The organism is Bacillus sp. EB106-02-03-XG38, from assembly GCF_058792175.1.
On sequence record NZ_JBYTED010000001.1, the window covers coordinates 1 to 21,076 of the forward strand.

General features: G+C 35.2%; 16 protein-coding genes, 1 pseudogene, 1 riboswitch and 1 other annotated feature. Of the genes and pseudogenes, 13 read left to right on the forward strand and 4 right to left on the reverse strand.

Annotated elements, in window-relative coordinates; all coding sequences use genetic code 11:
- The 5 genes and pseudogenes from AC3WTI_RS00005 to AC3WTI_RS00025 form a co-directional block, all read left to right on the forward strand.
- Nucleotides 1-75, forward strand: a pseudogene (locus AC3WTI_RS00005) (aspartate ammonia-lyase); the annotation flags it as partial.
- A 75-nt stretch (nucleotides 76-150) separates the two neighbouring features.
- Entirely contained in the window at nucleotides 151-1,863 is a 1,713-nt protein-coding gene (malS, locus tag AC3WTI_RS00010; RefSeq protein WP_142286565.1) for an oxaloacetate-decarboxylating malate dehydrogenase, read from the forward strand.
- Nucleotides 1,864-1,926: 63 nt separating this feature from the next.
- Nucleotides 1,927-3,225: a sensor histidine kinase gene (locus AC3WTI_RS00015; RefSeq protein WP_097842095.1), complete on the forward strand. Its 1,299-nt coding sequence runs from the start codon at nucleotides 1,927-1,929 to the stop codon at nucleotides 3,223-3,225.
- A 2-nt stretch (nucleotides 3,226-3,227) separates the two neighbouring features.
- Nucleotides 3,228-4,160, forward strand: coding sequence for a response regulator (locus AC3WTI_RS00020; RefSeq protein ID WP_087955565.1), 933 nt, complete (start codon nucleotides 3,228-3,230; stop codon nucleotides 4,158-4,160).
- Nucleotides 4,161-4,278: 118 nt separating this feature from the next.
- Complete coding sequence (locus AC3WTI_RS00025) at nucleotides 4,279-7,473, forward strand: DEAD/DEAH box helicase (protein ID WP_087955566.1); 3,195 nt, start codon at nucleotides 4,279-4,281, stop codon at nucleotides 7,471-7,473.
- A gap of 98 nt (nucleotides 7,474-7,571) precedes the next feature.
- Here the strand turns inward: AC3WTI_RS00025 and AC3WTI_RS00030 are convergent, their stop codons facing one another.
- Nucleotides 7,572-7,706: a DUF3934 domain-containing protein gene (locus AC3WTI_RS00030; RefSeq protein ID WP_000047588.1), complete on the reverse strand. Its 135-nt coding sequence runs from the start codon at nucleotides 7,704-7,706 to the stop codon at nucleotides 7,572-7,574.
- A gap of 404 nt (nucleotides 7,707-8,110) precedes the next feature.
- Nucleotides 8,111-8,369, forward strand: a binding site (T-box leader).
- Between the two features lie 70 nt (nucleotides 8,370-8,439).
- Here AC3WTI_RS00030 and asnA point away from each other — a divergent pair.
- Nucleotides 8,440-9,423: an aspartate--ammonia ligase gene (gene asnA, locus AC3WTI_RS00035; RefSeq protein ID WP_087955567.1), complete on the forward strand. Its 984-nt coding sequence runs from the start codon at nucleotides 8,440-8,442 to the stop codon at nucleotides 9,421-9,423.
- A gap of 136 nt (nucleotides 9,424-9,559) precedes the next feature.
- Nucleotides 9,560-9,997 (forward strand): helix-turn-helix domain-containing protein, encoded by a 438-nt coding sequence (locus AC3WTI_RS00040; protein ID WP_087955568.1) that lies wholly within the window; start codon nucleotides 9,560-9,562, stop codon nucleotides 9,995-9,997.
- Nucleotides 9,998-10,191: 194 nt separating this feature from the next.
- Here the strand turns inward: AC3WTI_RS00040 and AC3WTI_RS00045 are convergent, their stop codons facing one another.
- Nucleotides 10,192-10,644: a VOC family protein gene (locus AC3WTI_RS00045; RefSeq protein ID WP_087955569.1), complete on the reverse strand. Its 453-nt coding sequence runs from the start codon at nucleotides 10,642-10,644 to the stop codon at nucleotides 10,192-10,194.
- 346 nt (nucleotides 10,645-10,990) lie between these two features.
- The gene (locus AC3WTI_RS00050) at nucleotides 10,991-12,220 is read right to left on the reverse strand and encodes an aspartate kinase (RefSeq protein WP_087955570.1); all 1,230 of its coding nucleotides are present in this window, start codon (nucleotides 12,218-12,220) and stop codon (nucleotides 10,991-10,993) included.
- Nucleotides 12,221-12,419: 199 nt separating this feature from the next.
- A riboswitch (Lysine riboswitch) is annotated at nucleotides 12,420-12,606 on the reverse strand.
- Nucleotides 12,607-12,798: 192 nt separating this feature from the next.
- Between AC3WTI_RS00050 and AC3WTI_RS00055 the strand changes: the two genes are divergently transcribed.
- The 3 genes from AC3WTI_RS00055 to AC3WTI_RS00065 are packed head-to-tail and all read left to right on the forward strand — an operon-like array spanning nucleotide 12,799 to nucleotide 15,953.
- Nucleotides 12,799-13,707, forward strand: coding sequence for a DoxX-like family protein (locus AC3WTI_RS00055; protein ID WP_087955571.1), 909 nt, complete (start codon nucleotides 12,799-12,801; stop codon nucleotides 13,705-13,707).
- Nucleotides 13,708-13,710: 3 nt separating this feature from the next.
- A complete protein-coding gene (locus AC3WTI_RS00060) occupies nucleotides 13,711-14,322 on the forward strand; it encodes a DUF4166 domain-containing protein (protein WP_087955572.1) in 612 nt (203 codons plus the stop codon).
- A gap of 5 nt (nucleotides 14,323-14,327) precedes the next feature.
- Nucleotides 14,328-15,953, forward strand: a complete 1,626-nt coding sequence (locus AC3WTI_RS00065; RefSeq protein ID WP_087955573.1) for a YndJ family protein — start codon at nucleotides 14,328-14,330, stop codon at nucleotides 15,951-15,953.
- A 29-nt stretch (nucleotides 15,954-15,982) separates the two neighbouring features.
- Here the strand turns inward: AC3WTI_RS00065 and AC3WTI_RS00070 are convergent, their stop codons facing one another.
- Nucleotides 15,983-16,468 carry an 8-oxo-dGTP diphosphatase gene (locus tag AC3WTI_RS00070; RefSeq protein ID WP_087955574.1) on the reverse strand — a complete coding sequence of 162 codons (486 nt, stop codon included), beginning with the start codon at nucleotides 16,466-16,468 and terminating at the stop codon, nucleotides 15,983-15,985.
- Between the two features lie 169 nt (nucleotides 16,469-16,637).
- Here AC3WTI_RS00070 and AC3WTI_RS00075 point away from each other — a divergent pair, with 169 nt between their 5' ends.
- From AC3WTI_RS00075 to AC3WTI_RS00085, 3 genes are all read left to right on the forward strand, one after another.
- Complete coding sequence (locus AC3WTI_RS00075; RefSeq protein WP_087955575.1) at nucleotides 16,638-17,882, forward strand: N-acetylmuramoyl-L-alanine amidase; 1,245 nt, start codon at nucleotides 16,638-16,640, stop codon at nucleotides 17,880-17,882.
- Between the two features lie 309 nt (nucleotides 17,883-18,191).
- Nucleotides 18,192-19,604 (forward strand): S-layer homology domain-containing protein, encoded by a 1,413-nt coding sequence (locus AC3WTI_RS00080; protein WP_097842094.1) that lies wholly within the window; start codon nucleotides 18,192-18,194, stop codon nucleotides 19,602-19,604.
- A 194-nt stretch (nucleotides 19,605-19,798) separates the two neighbouring features.
- Nucleotides 19,799-21,061 (forward strand): MFS transporter, encoded by a 1,263-nt coding sequence (locus AC3WTI_RS00085; RefSeq protein WP_087955577.1) that lies wholly within the window; start codon nucleotides 19,799-19,801, stop codon nucleotides 21,059-21,061.
- Nucleotides 21,062-21,076 lie beyond the last annotated feature (15 nt).

Sequence of the window (21,076 nt, forward strand, 5' to 3'; positions counted from 1 at the left end):
TTAGAGTTAATTCTAGATCCATTCGAAATGACACACCCAGGGATTGCAGGAGCAACTCTTTTAAAGAAAAATTAAAAAAGAGGGGGGGACAATCCCCTCTTTTTTGTTTACAATATAGAAATGCTATATATGAATAGAGGTAGGGATGTTATGAGTAAGTTTACAGTAGCTTCTAATGGTTCATTAGAAACGACATTAAGAGGAGTAGAAGTATTATCAACACCACTTTTAAATAAAGGGGTCGCTTTCACGCAAGAAGAGAGAGAAGAATTAGGTTTAAAAGGGTTATTACCACCAGCAGTTTTAACATTAGAAGAACAAGCACGCCGAGCATATGAACAATTTTGTTCTCAACCGGATGATTTATTAAAGAACGTATACTTAACAGCGTTACATGATCGAAATGAAGTACTATTTTATCGCATTTTAACAGATCACTTGCGCGAAATGTTACCAATTGTATATACACCAACAGTCGGTGTAGCAATTCAAAGATATAGTCATGAATACCGTAAACCACGTGGTGTGTATTTATCTATTAACGATCCATCAGGCATTGAAGAAGCATTCGCCAATATCGGTGCAACAGCAGAAAATATTGATTTAGTCGTTGTAACAGATGGAGAAGGCATACTTGGAATTGGCGACTGGGGCGTTGGTGGTATTAACATTGCTATCGGAAAGTTAGCTGTTTATACGGCCGCAGTTGGAATCGATCCTAGTCGTGTATTACCAGTAATTTTAGATGTAGGTACAAATCGTGAAGAACTATTAAACAATCCATTTTATATTGGAAATCGTCATCCTCGTATAACTGGTGAAGCATACGATGAATTTATTGATACGTTTGTACAAGCGGTAAATAAACAATTCCCGAAAGCACTTTTACATTGGGAAGACTTCAGTTCTCGAAATGCACGAAAAATTTTAGATAAATATCGTCATGATATTTGTACATTTAATGATGATATTCAAGGTACAGGTGCAGTTTCCCTTGCTGCTGTGTTATCGGCAGTGAAAGCTTCGGGTGTACCACTAAGTGAACACCGCGTTGTTGTATTTGGTGCTGGTACGGCTGGAATCGGTATCGCAGATCAAGTTAGAGATGCAATGGTTCGCGTAGGCGTATCAGAAGAAGAATCATATAAGCGTTTCTGGTGTATTGATCGTAACGGGTTAGTTACAGATAATATGGAAGATCTTCTTGATTTCCAGATGCCGTATGCAAGAAAAGAAGCGGAAGTAAGTGAATGGAAACAAAATGATGTGATTGGACTTGCTGAGGTTGTGAAACATGTAAAACCGACAATTTTAATCGGTACATCAACTGTTGCAGGCGCATTTAAAGAAGAGATTATTAAAGAAATGGCTTCTCACGTAGAAAGACCAATCATTTTACCAATGTCGAACCCGACACCACTTGCTGAAGCAAAACCGGTTGATTTAATTGAGTGGACAGAAGGAAGAGCATTAGTTGCAACAGGAAGTCCATTTGAACCAGTTACATATAACGGTGTAACGTATGTGATTGGACAATCAAATAATGCACTTATTTTCCCAGGGCTTGGCCTTGGAACAATTGTCGTACGTGCGAGCGTCATGACGGATGGAATGTTCGCAGCAGCAGCTGAAGCAGTTGCAAGCATGGTAGATACAAGCCAGCCAGGAGCACCTATTTTGCCAGAAGTTGAAGAGTTACGTAATATCTCGGAAATGGTTGCAATTGAAGTAGCGAAAGTTGCTGTTGCAGAAGGTGTAGCTAGAGAGAATTTAAGTGATAACGATATCAAGATTGCAGTGAAAGAAGCAATCTGGGAGCCTGAGTATCGCCAAATAAAAGCGGTAGAAAAGGTTAGAATATAGAAATAAAGCCCGTTTATTATATAAGCGGGCTTTCACTTTTACTACGGACAAAAAGTATAGGAAGTGGCACCTTTGAATTGGAATCAGTTATGGAAGAAAGATATATCCCTTTTAATTATATTAATGGTTGTTGTTCCGATCGCTGGAGAGCTTAATTTTCATCCTTTTAATGATACGTTTCGCGTTAGTTTTGGGACACCGCTTTTCTTCTTTTTACTACTATTTTTAAGAAGAATACCAGCATCGGCTGCGGGTATCCTTGTCGGTATATGTGTCGTTTTATTCCGCGTATGTCTCGACTGGGTTATGCAAGGTTCCTTTCATATGACAGAATCATTTTATTTGCGTTATCCTGTGTTCTTTTATTATTTTATTTATGGAAGTCTTTTTTCACTTTGTAGGGTAAATAAGTTTCATCAGAAACCAATTGTTATTGGGTGTCTTGGAATTACAATTGAAATTATCGCAAGTATGTCAGAACTAGCGATTTATCATATGGTCGTTCTCGGTACAACGATAACAGTTTCTGAAGTGAATAAACTAATTATTATTGCTATTTTCCGTAGTTTCTTTGCGCTTGGATTTTTAAATATGATGAACTTATATGAAACGAAATTAAAAGAATCACAAGTTCGAAAAGAAAATGAAAAAATGTTCATGCACCTTTCAAATTTATATGTAGAATCAGTTCATTTGAAAAAAACGTTACAAAATGCAGAATTGATTACACAAGAAGCATATCAACTATATCGAAACTTACAAGCGAACGATGATTCCAGCAGTAAAGCAGCACTGAAAATAGCAGGAGAAGTGCACGAAATTAAAAAAGATAATCAAAGGATTTTTGCGGGGTTATCTAAACTGCTATTAGATAAAAATGTGGCGGAGTATGTAGAAGGTTATGAGCTTACAGAAATGATTGTAAGAATAAATGAAAAGTATGCTGAAATGCTAGGTAAAGATATACGTTTTTCTAAACATATAGAGGGTGAACACGCTGCATACCACGTGTATACATTGCTATCAATCTTTAATAACTTAGTTGCGAATGCAGTAGAAGCAATTGAAGATAGAGGTCTCATTCATATAAAATTATATAAACGAGAGCAAAATGTAGTCTTTGAAGTAATTGACGATGGCCCTGGTATAGCACAAAAGTATAAGAAATTAGTATTTAAGCCCGGGTTTACTTCAAAGTATGATCAAACGGGAACGGCGTCAACAGGGATTGGACTTTCTTACATACATGAAATGGTAACAGAGCTCGGCGGAGAAGTAGGATTAGAAGACAATGAAACTGAAAAAGGGTGTAAGTTTATCGTTTGTTTACCGGAGTGCAGTTTAAAGCGGGAAGGGGAATAGGTTTGTTTTATTATATCGTAGATGATGATGAAGTTTTCCGTTCGATGCTTTCGCAAATTATTGAAGATGGCGATCTTGGGGAAGTAATTGGAGAATCGGAAGATGGAGCGTTTATTGAAGCAGAACAGCTAAATTATAAAAAAGTAGATATTTTATTTATTGATTTACTAATGCCGATGAGAGATGGCATCGAAACAGTTCGTCATATAGCGTCTTCGTTTACTGGGAAAATTATTATGATTTCTCAAGTTGAATCGAAACAGCTCATTGGTGAGGCATATACACTTGGTGTGGAATATTATATTACAAAACCACTAAACAAAATAGAAGTAGTATCGGTTGTACGAAAAGTGATAGAGCGTATTCGTTTGGAGCGTTCTATATATGACATTCAAAAATCATTAAATAATGTATTTCAGTGGGAAAAGCCACAAATGCGCAATGAAACAGTGCAAGAAGAAAAAAAAATATCAGATTCCGGACGCTTCTTACTAGCAGAACTCGGTATCGCAGGAGAGAATGGAAGTAAAGATTTACTTAATATGCTAGAATATTTATATGGGCAAGAAAAGGCGCAAACATTTGAATTTGGATTCCCTGCGTTAAAAGATATTTTCCACCAAATAACATTAAAAAAATTAGATCATATAGCTTCGGATGCAGATATAGATAAGGAGAGAAAAGCCTCTGAACAACGTGTAAGAAGAGCGATTTATCAATCATTGAATCATTTAGCTTCCCTCGGACTAACAGACTTTTCAAATCCGAAATTTGAAAGCTATGCCCCAAAATTTTTTGATTTCACTGTAGTTAGAAAACGGATGACAGAAATGACAAAGGATGAATTAGCAACCTCTGGACATATACGAATTAATACGAAAAAATTTATTCAAGTGTTGTATTTTGAGGCTAAACGGTTGATGGAGATTGAGTGAAGAAGGTGCTTATAAATAAGCACCTTCTTTTGTTGAATCAACATTTTATATTTTCTCGTTGAGCATGTAAAATGTTAAGTAAGAGAAAATGGTTTTACATTAAGGAAGTGTCAAAACAATGAGTTTTACATTAAATAAATCAATTATTAAAGAAGTATGCGGAGAGACCTCTTATAAAAGAGGCGAAGCTTATTATAAATCAAATAAAGTAATCGTGAATCATTATGATGAAACGAAAGAAATATGTGAGGCGACGGTAAAAGGGAATGAAGATTTTCATGTTACAGTAGAAAAAGCTAAAAAAGGTGATGTAGTTGCGAGATGTAGTTGTCCTTCATTAGCGTCTTTTCAAACGTACTGTCAACATGTTGCAGCCGTATTGATCCAAATAAATTATAACCAGCAAACGGGCGGAATGGGCTCTGTTAGTAGCAGAAATGATCAAATAACAAACGGGATGTTTCAGTTGTTTGCAGACAAACCACTGCGACCAAAAAGTAAACAACACCGCTTTGATACACGTGAAATATTAGATGTTGCGTTTATATGTTCACCAGTAGCGACGAAAAGTGGTGGGGCCCTTCTTGGAATTCAGTTAAAACTTGCGAAAACATATTTTATAAAGCATATTAGAGAATTTCTTTCTAAAGTGGAGAAAAGAGAGGCTTTTCATTGCTCTAATGAATTTACATATAAGCCAGATGTACAAAGCTTCAGGCAAGAAACGGATGCGGTTATTCAGCACCTTATTAAAATGTATCATAATGAAAAAATGTATGAAGATGCGTTAGAAGTACATGCGAAACAAGATGAAAGTATGATATTCATACCGCCAGCTTCGTGGAAAGATATACTCTTTTCACTTTCTAAAGTGGAGTATGTACAGCTGAAACAAAATGAGCAACTGTTCCACGGCTTGCAAATGTCAAAAGGTTTATTACCATTACATTTTGAATTTACGAAAGGAAATAATGGTGGGTTTACACTTCATATAGATGGCCTAAATCGTGTTCAAGTTATGGAAATGTATAATAACGCTCTTTACGATGGGAAATTATATGATTTGCCTATGGAAGATTGTATGCGACTTATTGAATTGCAAAAAATGATGAGTCGCTCAAATAGCAATCAATTTTATATTCCTGAAAGTAAGATGGAACATTTCGTAGCGAAAGTTGTGCCTGGATTAATGAAACTTGGAACGGTACGCATTGATGAAGTAATATCCGATCGTGTTGAAACGCCGTCTTTAAAAGCAAAACTGTATTTAGATCGAGTGAGAAATCGTTTGTTAGCAGGTCTTGAATTCCATTATGGAAACGTCGTGATCAATCCGCTAGAAGAAGATGGGCAACCATCTGTTTTTAATCGTGATGAGAAAAAGGAAAAAGAGATTTTAGACATTATGAGTGAAAGTGCCTTCGCGAAAACAGAAGGCGGTTATTTTATGCATAATGAAGAGGCTGAGTATAACTTTTTATATCATGTCGTTCCAACGTTAAAAGGTTTAGTTGATATTTACGCGACAACAGCAATTAAATTACACATTCATAAAGGCGATACAGCACCTCTTATTAGAGTGAGAAGAAAAGAAAGAATTGATTGGTTATCATTTCGTTTTGATATAAAAGGAATACCGGAAGCGGAAATTAAAGGTGTGTTAGTGGCTCTTGAAGAGAAACGCAAATATTACCGATTACCGAATGGTTCTTTATTATCACTAGAGAGCAAAGAGTTTAATGAAATTAATCAGTTTGTAAAAGAGTCAGGTATTCGAAAAGAATTTTTACATGGGGAAGAAGTGAATGTTCCGCTTATTCGGAGTGTAAAATGGATGAACGGACTTCACGAAGGTAATGTTTTAAGTTTAGATGAGTCTGTGCAAGATTTAGTTGAAAGTATTCAAAACCCGAAAAAATTAAAGTTTACAGTACCGCAAACTTTACATGCTGTAATGAGAGAATATCAAGTATATGGATTCGAGTGGATGAAAACACTTGCCTATTACCGTTTCGGCGGTATTTTAGCAGATGATATGGGGCTTGGAAAAACGCTGCAAAGCATTGCTTTTATAGATTCTGTTTTGCCTGAAATTCGGGAGAAGAAGCTACCTATATTAGTCGTTTCACCGTCCTCTCTCGTGTACAATTGGTTTAGTGAATTGAAAAAATTCGCTCCGCATATTAGAGCGGTTATTGCAGATGGAAATCAAACAGAACGACGAAAAATCTTAAAAGACGTAGCGGAATTTGATGTCGTAATTACGTCATATCCATTGCTGAGAAGAGATATAAGATCGTATGCGAGGCCATTTCATACACTATTTCTTGATGAAGCACAGGCGTTTAAAAATCCTACAACGCAAACTGCAAGAGCAGTGAAAACAATTCAAGCTGAATATCGTTTCGGACTAACGGGAACGCCTGTCGAAAATTCATTAGAAGAGCTATGGTCTATTTTCCACGTCGTATTTCCAGAATTATTACCAGGAAGAAAAGAATTCGGTGATTTAAGGAGAGAAGATATAGCAAAGCGCGTAAAACCTTTCGTATTAAGACGACTAAAAGAAGATGTATTACAGGAACTTCCAGATAAAATAGAGCACTTACAGTCATCGGAATTATTACCAGATCAAAAGAGACTATATGCTGCTTATTTAGCGAAATTAAGGGAAGAAACATTAAAACATTTAGACAAGGATACGTTACGTAAAAATAAAATTAGAATTTTAGCTGGCTTAACGAGATTACGACAAATTTGTAATCATCCTGCTTTATTCGTTGATGATTATAAGGGGAGTTCGGCTAAATTTGAGCAGCTGCTAGAGATACTAGAGGAGTGCAGAAGTACTGGTAAGAGAATTTTAATCTTTTCTCAATTTACGAAGATGCTGTCCATTATTGGGCGTGAGTTAAATCGTCAAGCAATTCCATACTTTTATTTAGACGGAAATACACCTTCGCAGGAACGTGTAGAGCTATGTGACCGGTTTAACGAAGGAGAAGGGGACCTGTTTCTCATTTCTTTAAAAGCTGGTGGTACAGGTCTTAACTTAACGGGTGCTGATACGGTTATATTGTACGATTTATGGTGGAATCCAGCTGTTGAACAACAAGCAGCAGATAGAGCATATCGAATGGGACAAAAAAATACAGTACAAGTTATTAAATTAGTCGCTCACGGAACAATTGAGGAAAAAATGCATGAACTGCAAGAAAGTAAGAAAAATTTAATTGCTGAAGTGATTGAGCCAGGAGAAGAGAAATTATCATCAATCACGGAGGAAGAAATTCGAGATATTTTAATGATTTAATGTAAAAAGCTATGCCTTCAAATGTATGAGGGCATAGCTTTTTTGTTGTAATAATTATTTTTGTTTGTACAAAGTAAAGAAATCAAATGTTATTTAGATTACTTCTTTGTCCCTTTACTTTTATATGGCTTGGCAGCTGCCTTTTTCTTAGCACTTGATTGCCAACGATTCCATCCTTTACTTCCTGTACCTTGTCCTACACCTTTTTTCGGTTTTGCTTTCGTTTTACTCATATGATCACTCCGTTATATAAAAATCTTATTTGATAATAGTCAATGATTTAGAACATACTCTTTATAAATGACTATGATTGCTTTAAGTAAAATAAACTGCTTGAATGCTATAGTATAACACGAATTTGCACGTAAACTGAAAGGAATTACAAAGAAAATGAAAATAATACGAAATACTGCGGATTCTATATTTCGAACGATTACATTACTTGTTGTGTATATGTTAGTTGCGGTTAGTGAAACGTTTTTTGGATTGACGAGACAGAAAAAGTAAAGATGTTAAATTAGCAACAATCAATAAAGCCGTAAAATAAAGAATTGAAAAATATTTTTAAATTTTTGTTGACTTTCTTTATTTTTTGTATAGAATAATCATTAATAAAATGTTTCAGAGATGTGACAACAAAACGACTATGAAAGGACGAGTAGTAGTAGGATGTAGTCTAAGCGAGTCAGGGGTGGTGTGAGCCTGGTACGAAGCCTATTATGAAGAACCTCCTGGAGTTGCTAACCGAAATCCTTTACAGGAAAGTAGACTTAGCCGGGAACTTCGCCGTTACAAGAAGAACAGTATCGAGATATTTCATCTCCGTATTGTATAAGTGAGCAACCTCTGTTGCTAATTTGGGTGGTACCGCGGAACCAAAGCCTTTCGTCCCAGTTTTTTGGGAAAGAAGGGCTTTTTTTGTTGGCTTCTTTTCACAACATCCAAACATTTTAGGAGGAAACCACCATGTATCAATCATTAATGACAGTAAGAGAGACTCAAATCGCAATTAAGGAAGTTAAAACATTTTTCGAGGATCAATTAGCAAAACGCCTTGAACTATTCCGCGTATCTGCACCATTATTCGTAACGAAAAAATCAGGATTAAACGATCATCTAAACGGTGTAGAACGTCCAATTGAATTTGATATGTTACATTCAGGAGAAGAATTAGAAATTGTTCACTCACTAGCGAAGTGGAAAAGATTCGCATTACACGAATATGGATATGAAGCTGGTGAAGGTTTATATACAAACATGAACGCGATTCGTCGTGATGAAGAACTTGATGCAACACATTCTATTTACGTTGACCAATGGGATTGGGAAAAAATCGTTCAAAAAGAATGGCGTACTGTAGATTACTTACAAAAGACAGTACAGATAATTTATGGAATATTCAAAGATTTAGAAGATCACTTATTTGAAAAATATCCGTTCCTAGGAAAGTATTTACCAGAAGAAATTGTTTTCATCACTTCCCAAGAACTAGAAGATAAATATCCAGAATTAACACCGAAAGATCGTGAACACGCAATTGCAAAAGAGCACGGTGCAGTCTTCATTATCGGAATTGGTGATGCGCTTCGTTCAGGTGAAAAGCATGACGGACGTGCAGCTGATTATGATGATTGGAAATTAAACGGTGACATCTTATTCTGGCACCCAGTACTACAATCTTCATTTGAATTATCATCAATGGGAATTCGTGTTGATAGTAAATCACTTGATGAGCAGTTAACGAAAACTGGTGAAGACTTCAAGCGTGAGTATGATTTCCATAAAGGTATTTTAGAGGACGTACTACCATTAACAATTGGCGGTGGTATTGGACAATCAAGAATGTGCATGTACTTCTTACGTAAAGCACATATCGGTGAAGTTCAATCTTCTGTATGGCCTGACGATTTACGTGAAGCTTGTAAGAAAGAAAACATTCATCTGTTTTAATAGAAGAGAGAGGATAACTCAAAGAGTTATCCTCTCTTTTTTATGGTGTAAACGAATGGTTTACAGTGAGTTTTACTGATGGTTTCTTTCTTTTTTTACCCCTTTTATGTAATAATTTGTTAAAGGCGGGGACGTTATGAGCTTAGGACAACAACTTAAAAGATTACGAGAGTCACAAGGATTTTCACAGGAAGATGTTGCTAAAAAGATTGGTATAATGAGGCAAGCGGTATATAAGTGGGAAAATGATAAAAGTTGCCCTGATATTGAAAATTTGATTTTATTGAGTGAAATGTATAATGTTACGCTCGATGAGTTAATAAAAGGGAACCAAAATTTAAAAGAGAAAATACATATCGATGAAGATGAAGATTTTGAGAAAGAGAATGAATTTAGTTTCTACATTGGATTTGGTTTGCTAATTGCGAGTGCTTTCGTTAATTATGAAGGAATGCAAGAGATATTATTAGGGATAGTACTATTCATGATGTTTTTTTACTCTGACGTAAAGAAAGTGATTTTGAATGAGTTCAGATCGCTTTTTAAAAGAAAAGATATATATGATAAGAAGTGAGAAGAGTCAGTTATATTTCCTAGGAAAGAGTATAAAAAGCAACCGAATTGTTTTATATTAATTTTGAGATGTTGATAGTATGTTAAAAAGTCCAAACAAGCATAACCCCGTTCTAAAGTTAGGACGGGGTTGAAAATTGAAGCTTTATTAAAAATGAATTTCTTTCAAATATTTTTAATTCAGTAAAACATTACTTATTTGTTACCGAGTTCTTCCGCTAAACCGATTAAAATTCCTTCCGTTCCGCGAATGTAGCAGAGTCGATACGAGTCCTCGTACTGAACTATTTCACCAACGAGCTGAGCACCATGCCTAGTAAGTCTCGATACCATTTCGTCAATGTCTTCAACGGTGAACATGACACGTAAATAACCGAGGGCATTTACAGGAGCTGTCCGGTGATCTGCTATAGTAGATGGTGTGAGAAATCGCGAAAGCTCAATTCGGCTATGGCCATCTGGGGTTACCATCATAGCAATCTCTACGCACTGAGAACCGAGTCCGGTTACGTGACCAGCCCATTCACCTTCGACGGTAGCGCGCCCTTCGAGTTTTAATCCAATCTCCTCGAAGAAAGAGATTGCGTTATCAAGAGATTCTACAACAATGCTGATATTGTCCATTCTTAGTAATCTGTTGCTTGCCATAGTCTTTATCTCCTTATATGTATAATTTTATTATTTAATTCTTCTCATAATTATACTGAAAATCCTTCTAAATAAAAAACACCTTGTCACAGTGTAGGAAAATGTGACAAGGTGTTTTCGGGTATAGTATATAATATCTTGTTAACGAACAAGACTTCGGAAACCCTCTATTATTGAAATACGCGTGAACTTACTTTCGTGAATGTATTATTTTAAGCATTTGATACTGTAGTTGCTATTCAATAGAATAACTTCGATTTTCCCCGCGAAATATTCCCACCCTATTTCTATTAATATAGGAAGGAAATAGATTCATATAATTTGTTTTAAGTTTTATTAGTGGAAATTAACTCATTTGCACTAAAGGCTCAATTTTCGCCATAAATGATTGATGCAGCGCCTCGACACCTGTTACTAAATGAAGACGGTCAATAACGACAGACACTTTAATTTCTGATGTACTTACCATTTTAATATGAATATTTTCTTCTTTTAAAGTAGTGAACATATTTGCAGCAACACCTGGATTAGAGACCATACCAGACCCTACAATGGATACTTTTGCTAAATGATTTTCATATTCTACAGATTCATAGTGAAGTGTTTCTTGATTTTGTTCTAATACCTCTAATGTTTCTCTTAAATCATTAGAATGGATTGAGAAGGAGAGGTGAACAGTTCCTTCATTTGTAATACTTTGAATGATGATATCTACATTAATATGTGCCGTTGCTAATGTAGAGAAAACCGTTGAAAGTGCACCTTGTTCTAATCCTTTCATTGTGACGCGTGTAATATTATCTTCAAATGCAATACCTTTAACGATTGATTGTTGTTCCATGTTACATTCTCCTTTTACAATTGTTCCGTTTTCTTGTTCCATACTTGAACGAACTTCTAACATGACATTATGATTTTTAGCAAACTCCACAGCACGCGGGTGTAATACACCAGCACCGAGGTTTGCAAGTTCCAACATTTCGTCATAAGAAATTTCATCCAATTTATAAGCATCTTTTACAACTCGTGGGTCCGTTGTATATACGCCTGTTACATCCGTGTAAATATCGCATTTTTTTGCTTTCAGTGCAGCAGCTAATGCAACAGCAGTCGTATCTGAACCACCGCGTCCAAGCGTTGTAATTTCATGATTTTCACTCATTCCTTGGAATCCAGCTACAATAACGATCGTACCTTCAGTAAGGTAAGATTGAATTCGATCTGTATGAATGTCAGTAATCCGTGCACTACTATGTACAGATTCTGTCGTAATACCAGCTTGCCATCCTGTTAATGAAATTGCCTTATAACCTTTTGCTTGTAGTGCCATCGTTAATAATGAAATAGTCACTTGCTCTCCTGTTGATAGAAGCATATCCATTTCGCGTTTACTTGGATTTTCTGTAATAGCGTTAGCAAGTGCGACAAGTTCATCTGTACTTTTTCCCATTGCTGAAACGACGGAGACGATACTATGCCCTCGTTCATATTCTTCAATAATTAAATTTGCTACATGTTGAATACGCTCAACACTTCCGACAGAAGTGCCACCAAATTTTTGTACAATCGTTTCCATTACGAATTCCTTCTTTCATCCATTTTTAAGAATAGATTAGGACATATATAAATCCCAATATTCCTGTAGTTACCAGAGAAAAACAAAAAACACCATCTCAAATAAGTGAGGATGGTGCTGTTACAGGAAAAGGGAAACAGAAAACGGAGCTAATAAAAAAACCGCCAAAAAAGGAATATCATAAAAATGATATCTCTTTTTTGTAGATAGCTCTTCATACGTACACGTTTGTACATATGACAGTTCTGTTTCTATTCGAAAACAGCCCCAATTGATAAATGCAGAGAAATTTATCAATTTCGGCAATACTTCCTTTCATCTAATTTCATAGACATCTCTGTGTCTCCATTAGAATACTCATAAGTATCGCAACCTCTATCTCACGTTTTAGGCGAGAGTGTTTGATTTATGAAGTTGTTGGTAACATTTGTTTTATAATAATTTAAATTTTTCGAGGAATCAAGTGTTTTGTATAAATTTTAAAAATTCTTTCTTTTATAAAAGGAAGTTTGTGAAAAATGTAGCAAAATAAATTCATTGCATGTACATTAAACTTATAGTGCATAGGAGGTGGAAGAATGAAGGGGAAAAAGCCTATTTATGTTTCGGCAGAAATGAACACAACAATGGAGAAATTATGGGAATACACGCAAGAACCAAATATACATACAGAATGGGATGCTCGCTTTACTGAAATTTCATATTTAGAGAAAAAAGAAGGAGAACCACAGAAGTTTTTATATAAAACAAAAATCGGATTTGGACTTGAAATAGCTGGTGAAGGGGAATCGATAGGTGAGATAGTAAAAGAAACGGGAGAACGTATTTCTTCTTTAAAATTTTGGACGGATAATAAATTATCTCTTATTCAAACAGGGCGTGGTTATTGGAAGTATACCCCTCGTAAAGAACACATTCATTTTGAGACGCAATATGATTATGATACGAGATTTGGTCGTATAGGGAATGTAATAGATTTCTATATGTTTCGGCCGTTATTAGGCTGGGCGACTGCTTGGAGCTTTGATGCATTAAAATTATGGTTAGAGAAGGGACTTCACCCTAGGTTACTAATGAGAAGAACAATGACATATTGGCTCGTATGTTTTTTATTTGCCTTTGTATGGATGTATCAAGGTATAGTGCCAAAATTAGTGTTTACTCATTCAGAAGAAGTAAAAATGCTATCGGTGATGATTGGTTCAACGGAACATAGTATTTTTGTACTTGAAATAATTGGATTACTAGAAATTATTTTTGGTGTCCTATGGCTGTTGCCATTTCAAAAGCGAAAAGTATTTGTCGTACATATTTTTATGTTAATAGCCTTAACAATAGCGGCAGGATTTACGAATGTCGCAAGCTTTACAGAGCCGTTTAATCCAATTACATTAAACGTTCTACTCATGGGGTTATCGATTGTCGGTTATATAAATAGCACGAATTTGCCAAGTGCAAAAAATTGCAAGAGGAAGAGAAAGGGATAATGTATGGCTAATATGTATGAGAGACTATTAGGAGATTCTTATAAAAAGCTTCATCCAAAATTACAGAAACGTTATGAAATTACAGAAGAAAATAGTTTTACTGGAGAAGGAAAGATGGATGAGATTTATGGAGGTTCTTTTTTCGTAAAATTGATATTAAAAATTGCATCGAAGTTTAGAATGTTTTTCTCTGAGCGGGGGAAGGAAGTGCCATTTACAATACATAATACGGCTGAGCGGGATGAACATGGACATGAACTTGTGCGGTGGAATCGTACTTTTTATTTTCACAATAAGAAAAGATATTTTAATGCCGTTATGCAGTTGGAGGAAGAGAATAATGAAATTGTAGATTATTTTGGTGAACCACACTTACTTGTTTCTACATTGAATTTTCATATTGATGAGGTGGGGGCAATGCATATTTCTTCAAAGAAACAATGGTTTTACATGTTTGGAAGGAAAGTCCCGTTACCTAGATTTTTATATGGGGAAGCCAACATTGTAGAAAGTTATGATGAAACAAGGAAATGCTTTCGAATTCATGTACAAGTACGCAATCCGTTAATTGGTTCATTATTTTCATATAAGGGAACATTTGTGGAAAGGAAATAAATGAAATGAAAAATATAATAGTTGGGCTTGCTTGTTATATTATTTTTCTAATATGTGAGTGGTCAAATATAAACCCAGTTGAAGCAATTATTTTATTATCAATTTTGTTATTTATACCGATGTCATTTTGTATCATTGATAAGAAAACAAGAAATGAATCATATGTATCCTTTTATAGACTCGTATCGCTTTTATATCCAATCGCAGCAATGAGTGCAATGCTAGCTTTCGTTACAAACCACTATTTTTTTGCGTTACTTTGGTTTGTATATACAGGAATTGTTGCATTATTTGGTGTGAGTAGATTACTAGAAAGAGGATGGCAACCGCTAGAAGAGACCGCTATAGATAGTGCGTTTATATATTTGTTTTTAGGTGGTTTTTGGTTTTTTGCTTCTGTAGCAAAACTCTCCATTATGCACTTTAGTTCCGACATTGTTTTGCTTACCGCTGCACACTTTCATTATTCGGCATTTCTATTGCCGTTATCAGCCGGTTTAATTGGGAGAAAAAGAGAAAAGAGAAGTAAAGTATATGATGCTATTATGTTTATCATCGTCATTTCACCTATGACAGTTGCAATAGGAATTACGTACTCAAGAGTATTTGAATTTTTTGCAGTGTTCCTATATTTATGTGCAATTTATAGTTATGGTATTTATGTTTGGCGCACGAAATTTAATGCTATTAGTGCAAAGATTCTCCTGATCATATCGTCTAGCACACTCATGGTAACAATTATGTTTTCACTTATATATTCGTATGGGAATTTGAAACATGTAATGACGATTACAATTGCTCAAATGGTTTGGATTCACGGTGTTGTCAATGGAATTGGAGTAGCGTTACCAGCATTTGTCGGCTGGATGATTGAAAATAGTGCTCCAAATTATAAATATTACGGGAAGCCAATGAGCGGGTTAAGAGGAAATGTGACAGTTGGTGAAGCATTTTTACATAACAGAAATTTAATAGATAGTAAAGAATACAAAGGTTTAGTTGATAATATGAATGATTTTCATAGTGAGGCATTTGACGTGACGAAGATTCCTTTAAGTATTATTCGCTTTTATGAAAATACAAAAGAGTATGAGTTACAATCACATATTAAATGGACTCGCTGGTTCCGTCCGGTAGCATTTTGCTATGAGAAAATGAGTAAACGTATAGGGCAAATACATTTAGGAATGGGCGGCAAGTGGGAAATGATGCATGGCTCTATCGTCGGGGTGATAGATGAGAAGGATGGGAGAGAGAATGTAAGGGCTTGGCTAAGAAAAAATGAAGCAGAAGAATCTATTTTTGTAGCTCTTTACTCAAAACATACATATGAGAACGAGACATACATGAATATTGCATTACCTTTACCATATTCGAATATGACAGGGGTTTTGAAAGTATGTAATAAGAGTAAGGATTTAATTATTACTAGTAAGTTAAGAGAAAATGGTCAGGGAGATGAGGGTATTTATTTGCATACCCGTTTCTTTACAATACGTTTACCGTTAGCAGAAACTTTTATTATTAAAGAGAACAAAGATCAAATATTAGTAGCAAAACATAGAATGTGGATATTTGGGGTTAAGTTTTTAGAAATTGATTATGAGATTAAGAAAATAGAGGAGAAGTAAGAAAAGCTTGGAGAGATCCCAAGCTTTTTTTACGTATGCGTAATTGTTATAGCAACTTGTTTATCTAAGTCTCGGTCCCAAACACGTTGAATTTCAAACGTACCTTTTTCAAAAAATAATGGGAATCTCTCTTTAAACCAATTTTGCATAGGAAGATTTAGTGCTTCATCAATTGGCACCCATAATAATTCACCCTCAGGAGGATTCATAAGAAGTTCACCATCAAATGAGTCTGTCCAATAATTGAATACCATATATCGAACATTTTCTTTCGGATTTACGTATTCATCTAATCCCTTAAAAGTTAAATTTGAAACAAGTAATCCAGTTTCTTCTTTTACTTCTCGTTTAGCAGCTTGAACGATACTTTCTGGAAAATCTACTTTTCCGCCAGGAGCGATGTAGCCAGGGAAGCCTAGATGATCGGGGCGCTGTATTAGCAATACTTCGTTGTTCCGCTGAATCATACACATCGTGTAAATACGGTATTCTATATCTTTCCAATTGTTGCTCATACGAATCTCTCCTCTTATAAAACCTTATAGTTTTTAACTATAGTTAAATATGACAAAAAATACAATAATAATACAAAATTATACAAATTACAATTGACTATTACTAATTTTCAGAACTATAATTAGTCTGTTACATAAATACATTGTACTTGAGAGGGGAATATATTCTATGAAAAATAGAATAATTGCAGCAGGAGTAATCGCAGCTAGTATATTATCTTATTCATCTAGTAGTTTCGCACAAACAAAAACGTTTCCAGATGTCCAACCAGGGCACTGGGCAGAAGATTCTATTAACTACTTAGCAGCAAAAGGCGCAGTTACAGGTAACGAGAAAGGAATGTTCGAGCCTGGAAAAGAGATTACTCGTGCAGAAGCAGCTACAATGATGGTTAAAATCTTAAACTTACCATTCGATAAAGATGCTAAACCATCTTTCGGTGATTCTCAAAAACAATGGTATACTCCATTTATCGCAGCTGTAGAAAAAGCTGGCGTTGTTAAAGGGAAAGGCGAAGGCGTATTTGATCCAAATGGAAAAATCGACCGTGTTTCAATGGCATCTCTTCTTGTAGAAGCATATAAATTAGAGGCTAAAGTAAACGGTACTCCAGCAACTAAATTCAAAGATTTAGAAACATTAAACTGGGGTAAAGAAAAAGCTAACATCTTAGTTGAATTAGGGATTTCTGTTGGTACTGGTGACAAATGGGAACCTAAGAAAATTCTAACTAAAGCAGAAGCAGCTCAATTTATTAAAAAGGCAGATTCGCTTAAAATAGACAATCCTTTAGTAGAACAGATGATTATTATTGATCCAGGTCATGGAGGAACAGATCCTGGGAAAGCGACACAAGGATTACATGAAAGTGATATTGTATTAGATACATCTAAAAGATTACAAAGTTTAATAGAGAAACAAACTCCATTTCGTGTGATGTTAACACGTGAAACAGATATTCGTCTTGGTGAAAAACAAGGAGAAGACCTTAAAAATCGTGTGGATTTCGCGAAGGAACATAATGGAGATATTTTTGTAAGTATCCATGCAAATGCTTCTCAAAACCATGATGGATATGGAACAGAAACTTTTTATTATAAAGGATCTGAAAAGAAAGAATTAACTGAGCGTGAAAAAGATAGTTATATGTTAGCCAATAAAATACAAAAGAGATTAGTTAAAGCTCTAGATACAAGAGATCGTGGTGTGAAACCAGAAGACTTTTATGTACTAAGAGAAAATGAGATGCCTGCAGTATTAACTGAACTAGCATTCTTAGATAACAGCACGGATTATGAGAAGTTAGGTTCAGAATCTGGAAGACAAATAGCCGCTGAGGCAATTTATGCGGGTATTTTAGATTATTATGAGTGGAAAGGTTTTGATGTTTCAAAATCTCGTTTAACGAAATAACAATATTGATTGCTAAGCCCATCGTCTATATAGAGGTGGGCTTTTTATCCCGCTATTTGTCGCGCAACCCGATTGGTGGGGGCTGATTAAAGCTCAATTTATGTAAGTTTGTGTAATTTTGTATCGGAATAAAAAGATATATCGTATTATGCTGATTATGAATAAAATAATGGTAGATTAGTTTATTTTTATCACGTATACTTTTACTGTTGACTAATTAAGAGTTTGTTAGTTTAATAGGGAAAATTATACGATAAAGGGAGGCAAGTTAACACGGGACAAGCATATACATAACGTGTTAAAAAATTTATGAAAAAAGTTATTTCTAATGTGTTAGCAGTGACAGTCGCACTTCAAGTAGTGATGGCTCCGGCAACTTCGTTTGCATCTACAAAAGAATTTCCAGACGTTCCGAAAAATCATTGGGCACTTGAAGCGATTAATGATTTAACGTCAAAAGGGGTTATTGCAGGTTACGATAATGGTAAATTTGGCTTTGGAGATGTTGTAACTCGTGAGCAAGTAGCAGCATTAATGTATCGCGCATTAAAACTAGAAGCAAAAAGCGATTATAAAAATCCATACTCTGATATTAGCGCAGGAACGACGATGTTCCCAAAAGAAATTTTGGCATTAACAGATATGGGGATTTTTGTAGGTGACGGTAAAGGAACCTTTAGACCGAAAGAATCATTAACTCGTGCTGAGCTGTCTGTTATTTTGCAAAAAGCATTTAAATTAGAAGTTAAAGCACCACATACATTTAATGATATAGATGCAACATATTGGTGGGCAAAAGAAGCCATTAGTGCATTGCAATCAAATGGTGTAGCAGCAGGGAATGAACTTGGTGGATTTGACCCGTCAGGTGTATTAACACGTGAAAGCTATGCACAACTATTATATAAAGCGATGCAAATTAAAAAGGATGTTCCTGTTGAACAGCCATCGTATATTAATCTAAATGTAACATTACCATCTAGCGTAACAGCACAAGAGATTGATAATTTCATTGGAAAGTATCATTCAGACAGTCCACTTGTTGGAAATGGTAAAGATTTTATTCAAGCACAAAATGAGTACGGTGTGAACGCATTATACCTAGCTGCACATGCAATCTTAGAATCTGGTTACGGTAAATCAGAAATTGCATATCGTAAACATAATTTATTTGGCTTAAGAGCGTATGATTGGGATCCATTTGCACATGCAAAATATTTACCATCTTATGCATTAAGTATTTCATACAATGCTGATTATGTAAGAAAAAACTACTTAGAGCCAGATGCTAGATATTTTAAGGGTTATACATTGCCTGATATAAATGATAAGTATGCAACAGATAAATCATGGGCTGGAAAAATCGCTAATATTATGGAGCGTATTAAGCCTTATAATAACAAAGATTATCAAAATGTAAAACCATTGCCGAAAAACCCTAAAACATTAAATGTAGAGGCGTTAGGCGAGGCAATTCCATATAAAGATTATGCAAAAGATGCAACAGCTACAGTTCAATTGTTAGGGTCTTACTACCAAGTTCCATTTCCGTTTAACAACCCAATTAAGAGTGTACCAAATGTTACACAAAATGAAGTTGGAAAATTAGAAAGTGGTAAGAAAGTAAATGTATATCGTGAAGATCCAAACGGTTGGGTAGAATTTTCATTTGAAAATGCTCAAGAAAAGTATTGGACATTGAAGAAGAACTTAAAATTATAAATAAAAAAGGTGTTTTCATTTATGAAAACACCTTTTTTATTTATATGTAACATGTAATATTGATAGATTTATTCGGAGTTTCTATTTTTGTTTTTACCAATAATTTAACAATTTCATATATAATTTAAAGTGTTGGAGATTGAATTTTCTGTTTTATATTTAGTGTTAACTTAATTTGAAAAGAGGAGAGAAGTATGCAAGGAGAAATACAAACAGAGAAACATGTAAGTTATGTCGGTAAATTGTTATTGCCAGTTAAAGTATCACCACATTTTAAATTTTTGTGGATTGGGCAATTATTTTCGACTTTAGGTAGTTCGATAACGATGGTTATTTTGCCCGTCGTTGTGTATTCATTGACTGGCTCAACAATTGTAATGGGAATGACTATGGCGATGTACATGCTTCCTAATATTCTTGCGTTACCGTTTGCTGGATTAGTCGTAGATCGAATGGATCGAGTGAAAGTAATGTTATTTACAGATATAATTCGCTGCGTATTAATGCTATTACTTGCAACACTTATATTTATGGACGTATTAACAATTCCGCTTCTATATGTACTCGTAGCATTATATGGGCTTATGGAAGGGATATTTCAGCCGGCATATGCGGCTGTAAGAGCGAAAGTATTTGTACCGGAAATTCGAAATGCAGCTAATGCATTAACGCAAATGAGTAATCAAGGTATACGACTAATTGGACCGGCTCTTGGAGGATTGATTGTTTCAGTTGCATCTGCCGGAATAGGATTTGGACTGGATGCAGTAACATATTTGCTATCATTTTTATGTTTAGTATTTTTAAGAGAAATAAAGTTTAAAAAAGTAAACCATATTGAAAGAAGAAAGGTCGATTACAAACACGAGTTTATGGAAGGTGTTTTCGTTTTAAAAAGTCATCCGTGGCTATGGATTACAATTTTAGTCTTTTCTTTTATCAATATTTGTTATGCAGGAATTATCGTTGTATTAATTCCATGGTTATTTAATGTTCATCATCATTTTGAAGCATACGTGTATGGATTAGGAATGGCATCTTCTGGTGTTGGAGCTGTAATTGCCGCGCTAATATTTGGCGGGAGAGAAAGGTGGCATAAGCGGGGATTACTTGCCTATGGTGGTGTTTTAATCAGTGGTTGTGCGCTTTTAATAATGCCGTTTATTGCTTGGGCACCTGCTTTAATTGCATTAATGGCAATTGAAGGTTTCGGTATGATGATATTTGGACTCATTTGGGAAACGAGTTTACAAGAGCTTGTGCCAGAAGAAGCATTTGGAAGGGTGGCAAGCCTTGATATGTTAGGTTCATTTGCTTTATTGCCACTAGGTTATGTGGTTGTAGGATGGTTAGCTACTGTCATAGGTGGCGAGATAACGATTATAACACTAGCTATTTTAGTACTTGTAACGATTGGAATAGCGTTGGCTGTACCAAGCATTAGGCGGTTCGATTAATTATGTAGGTTAAAA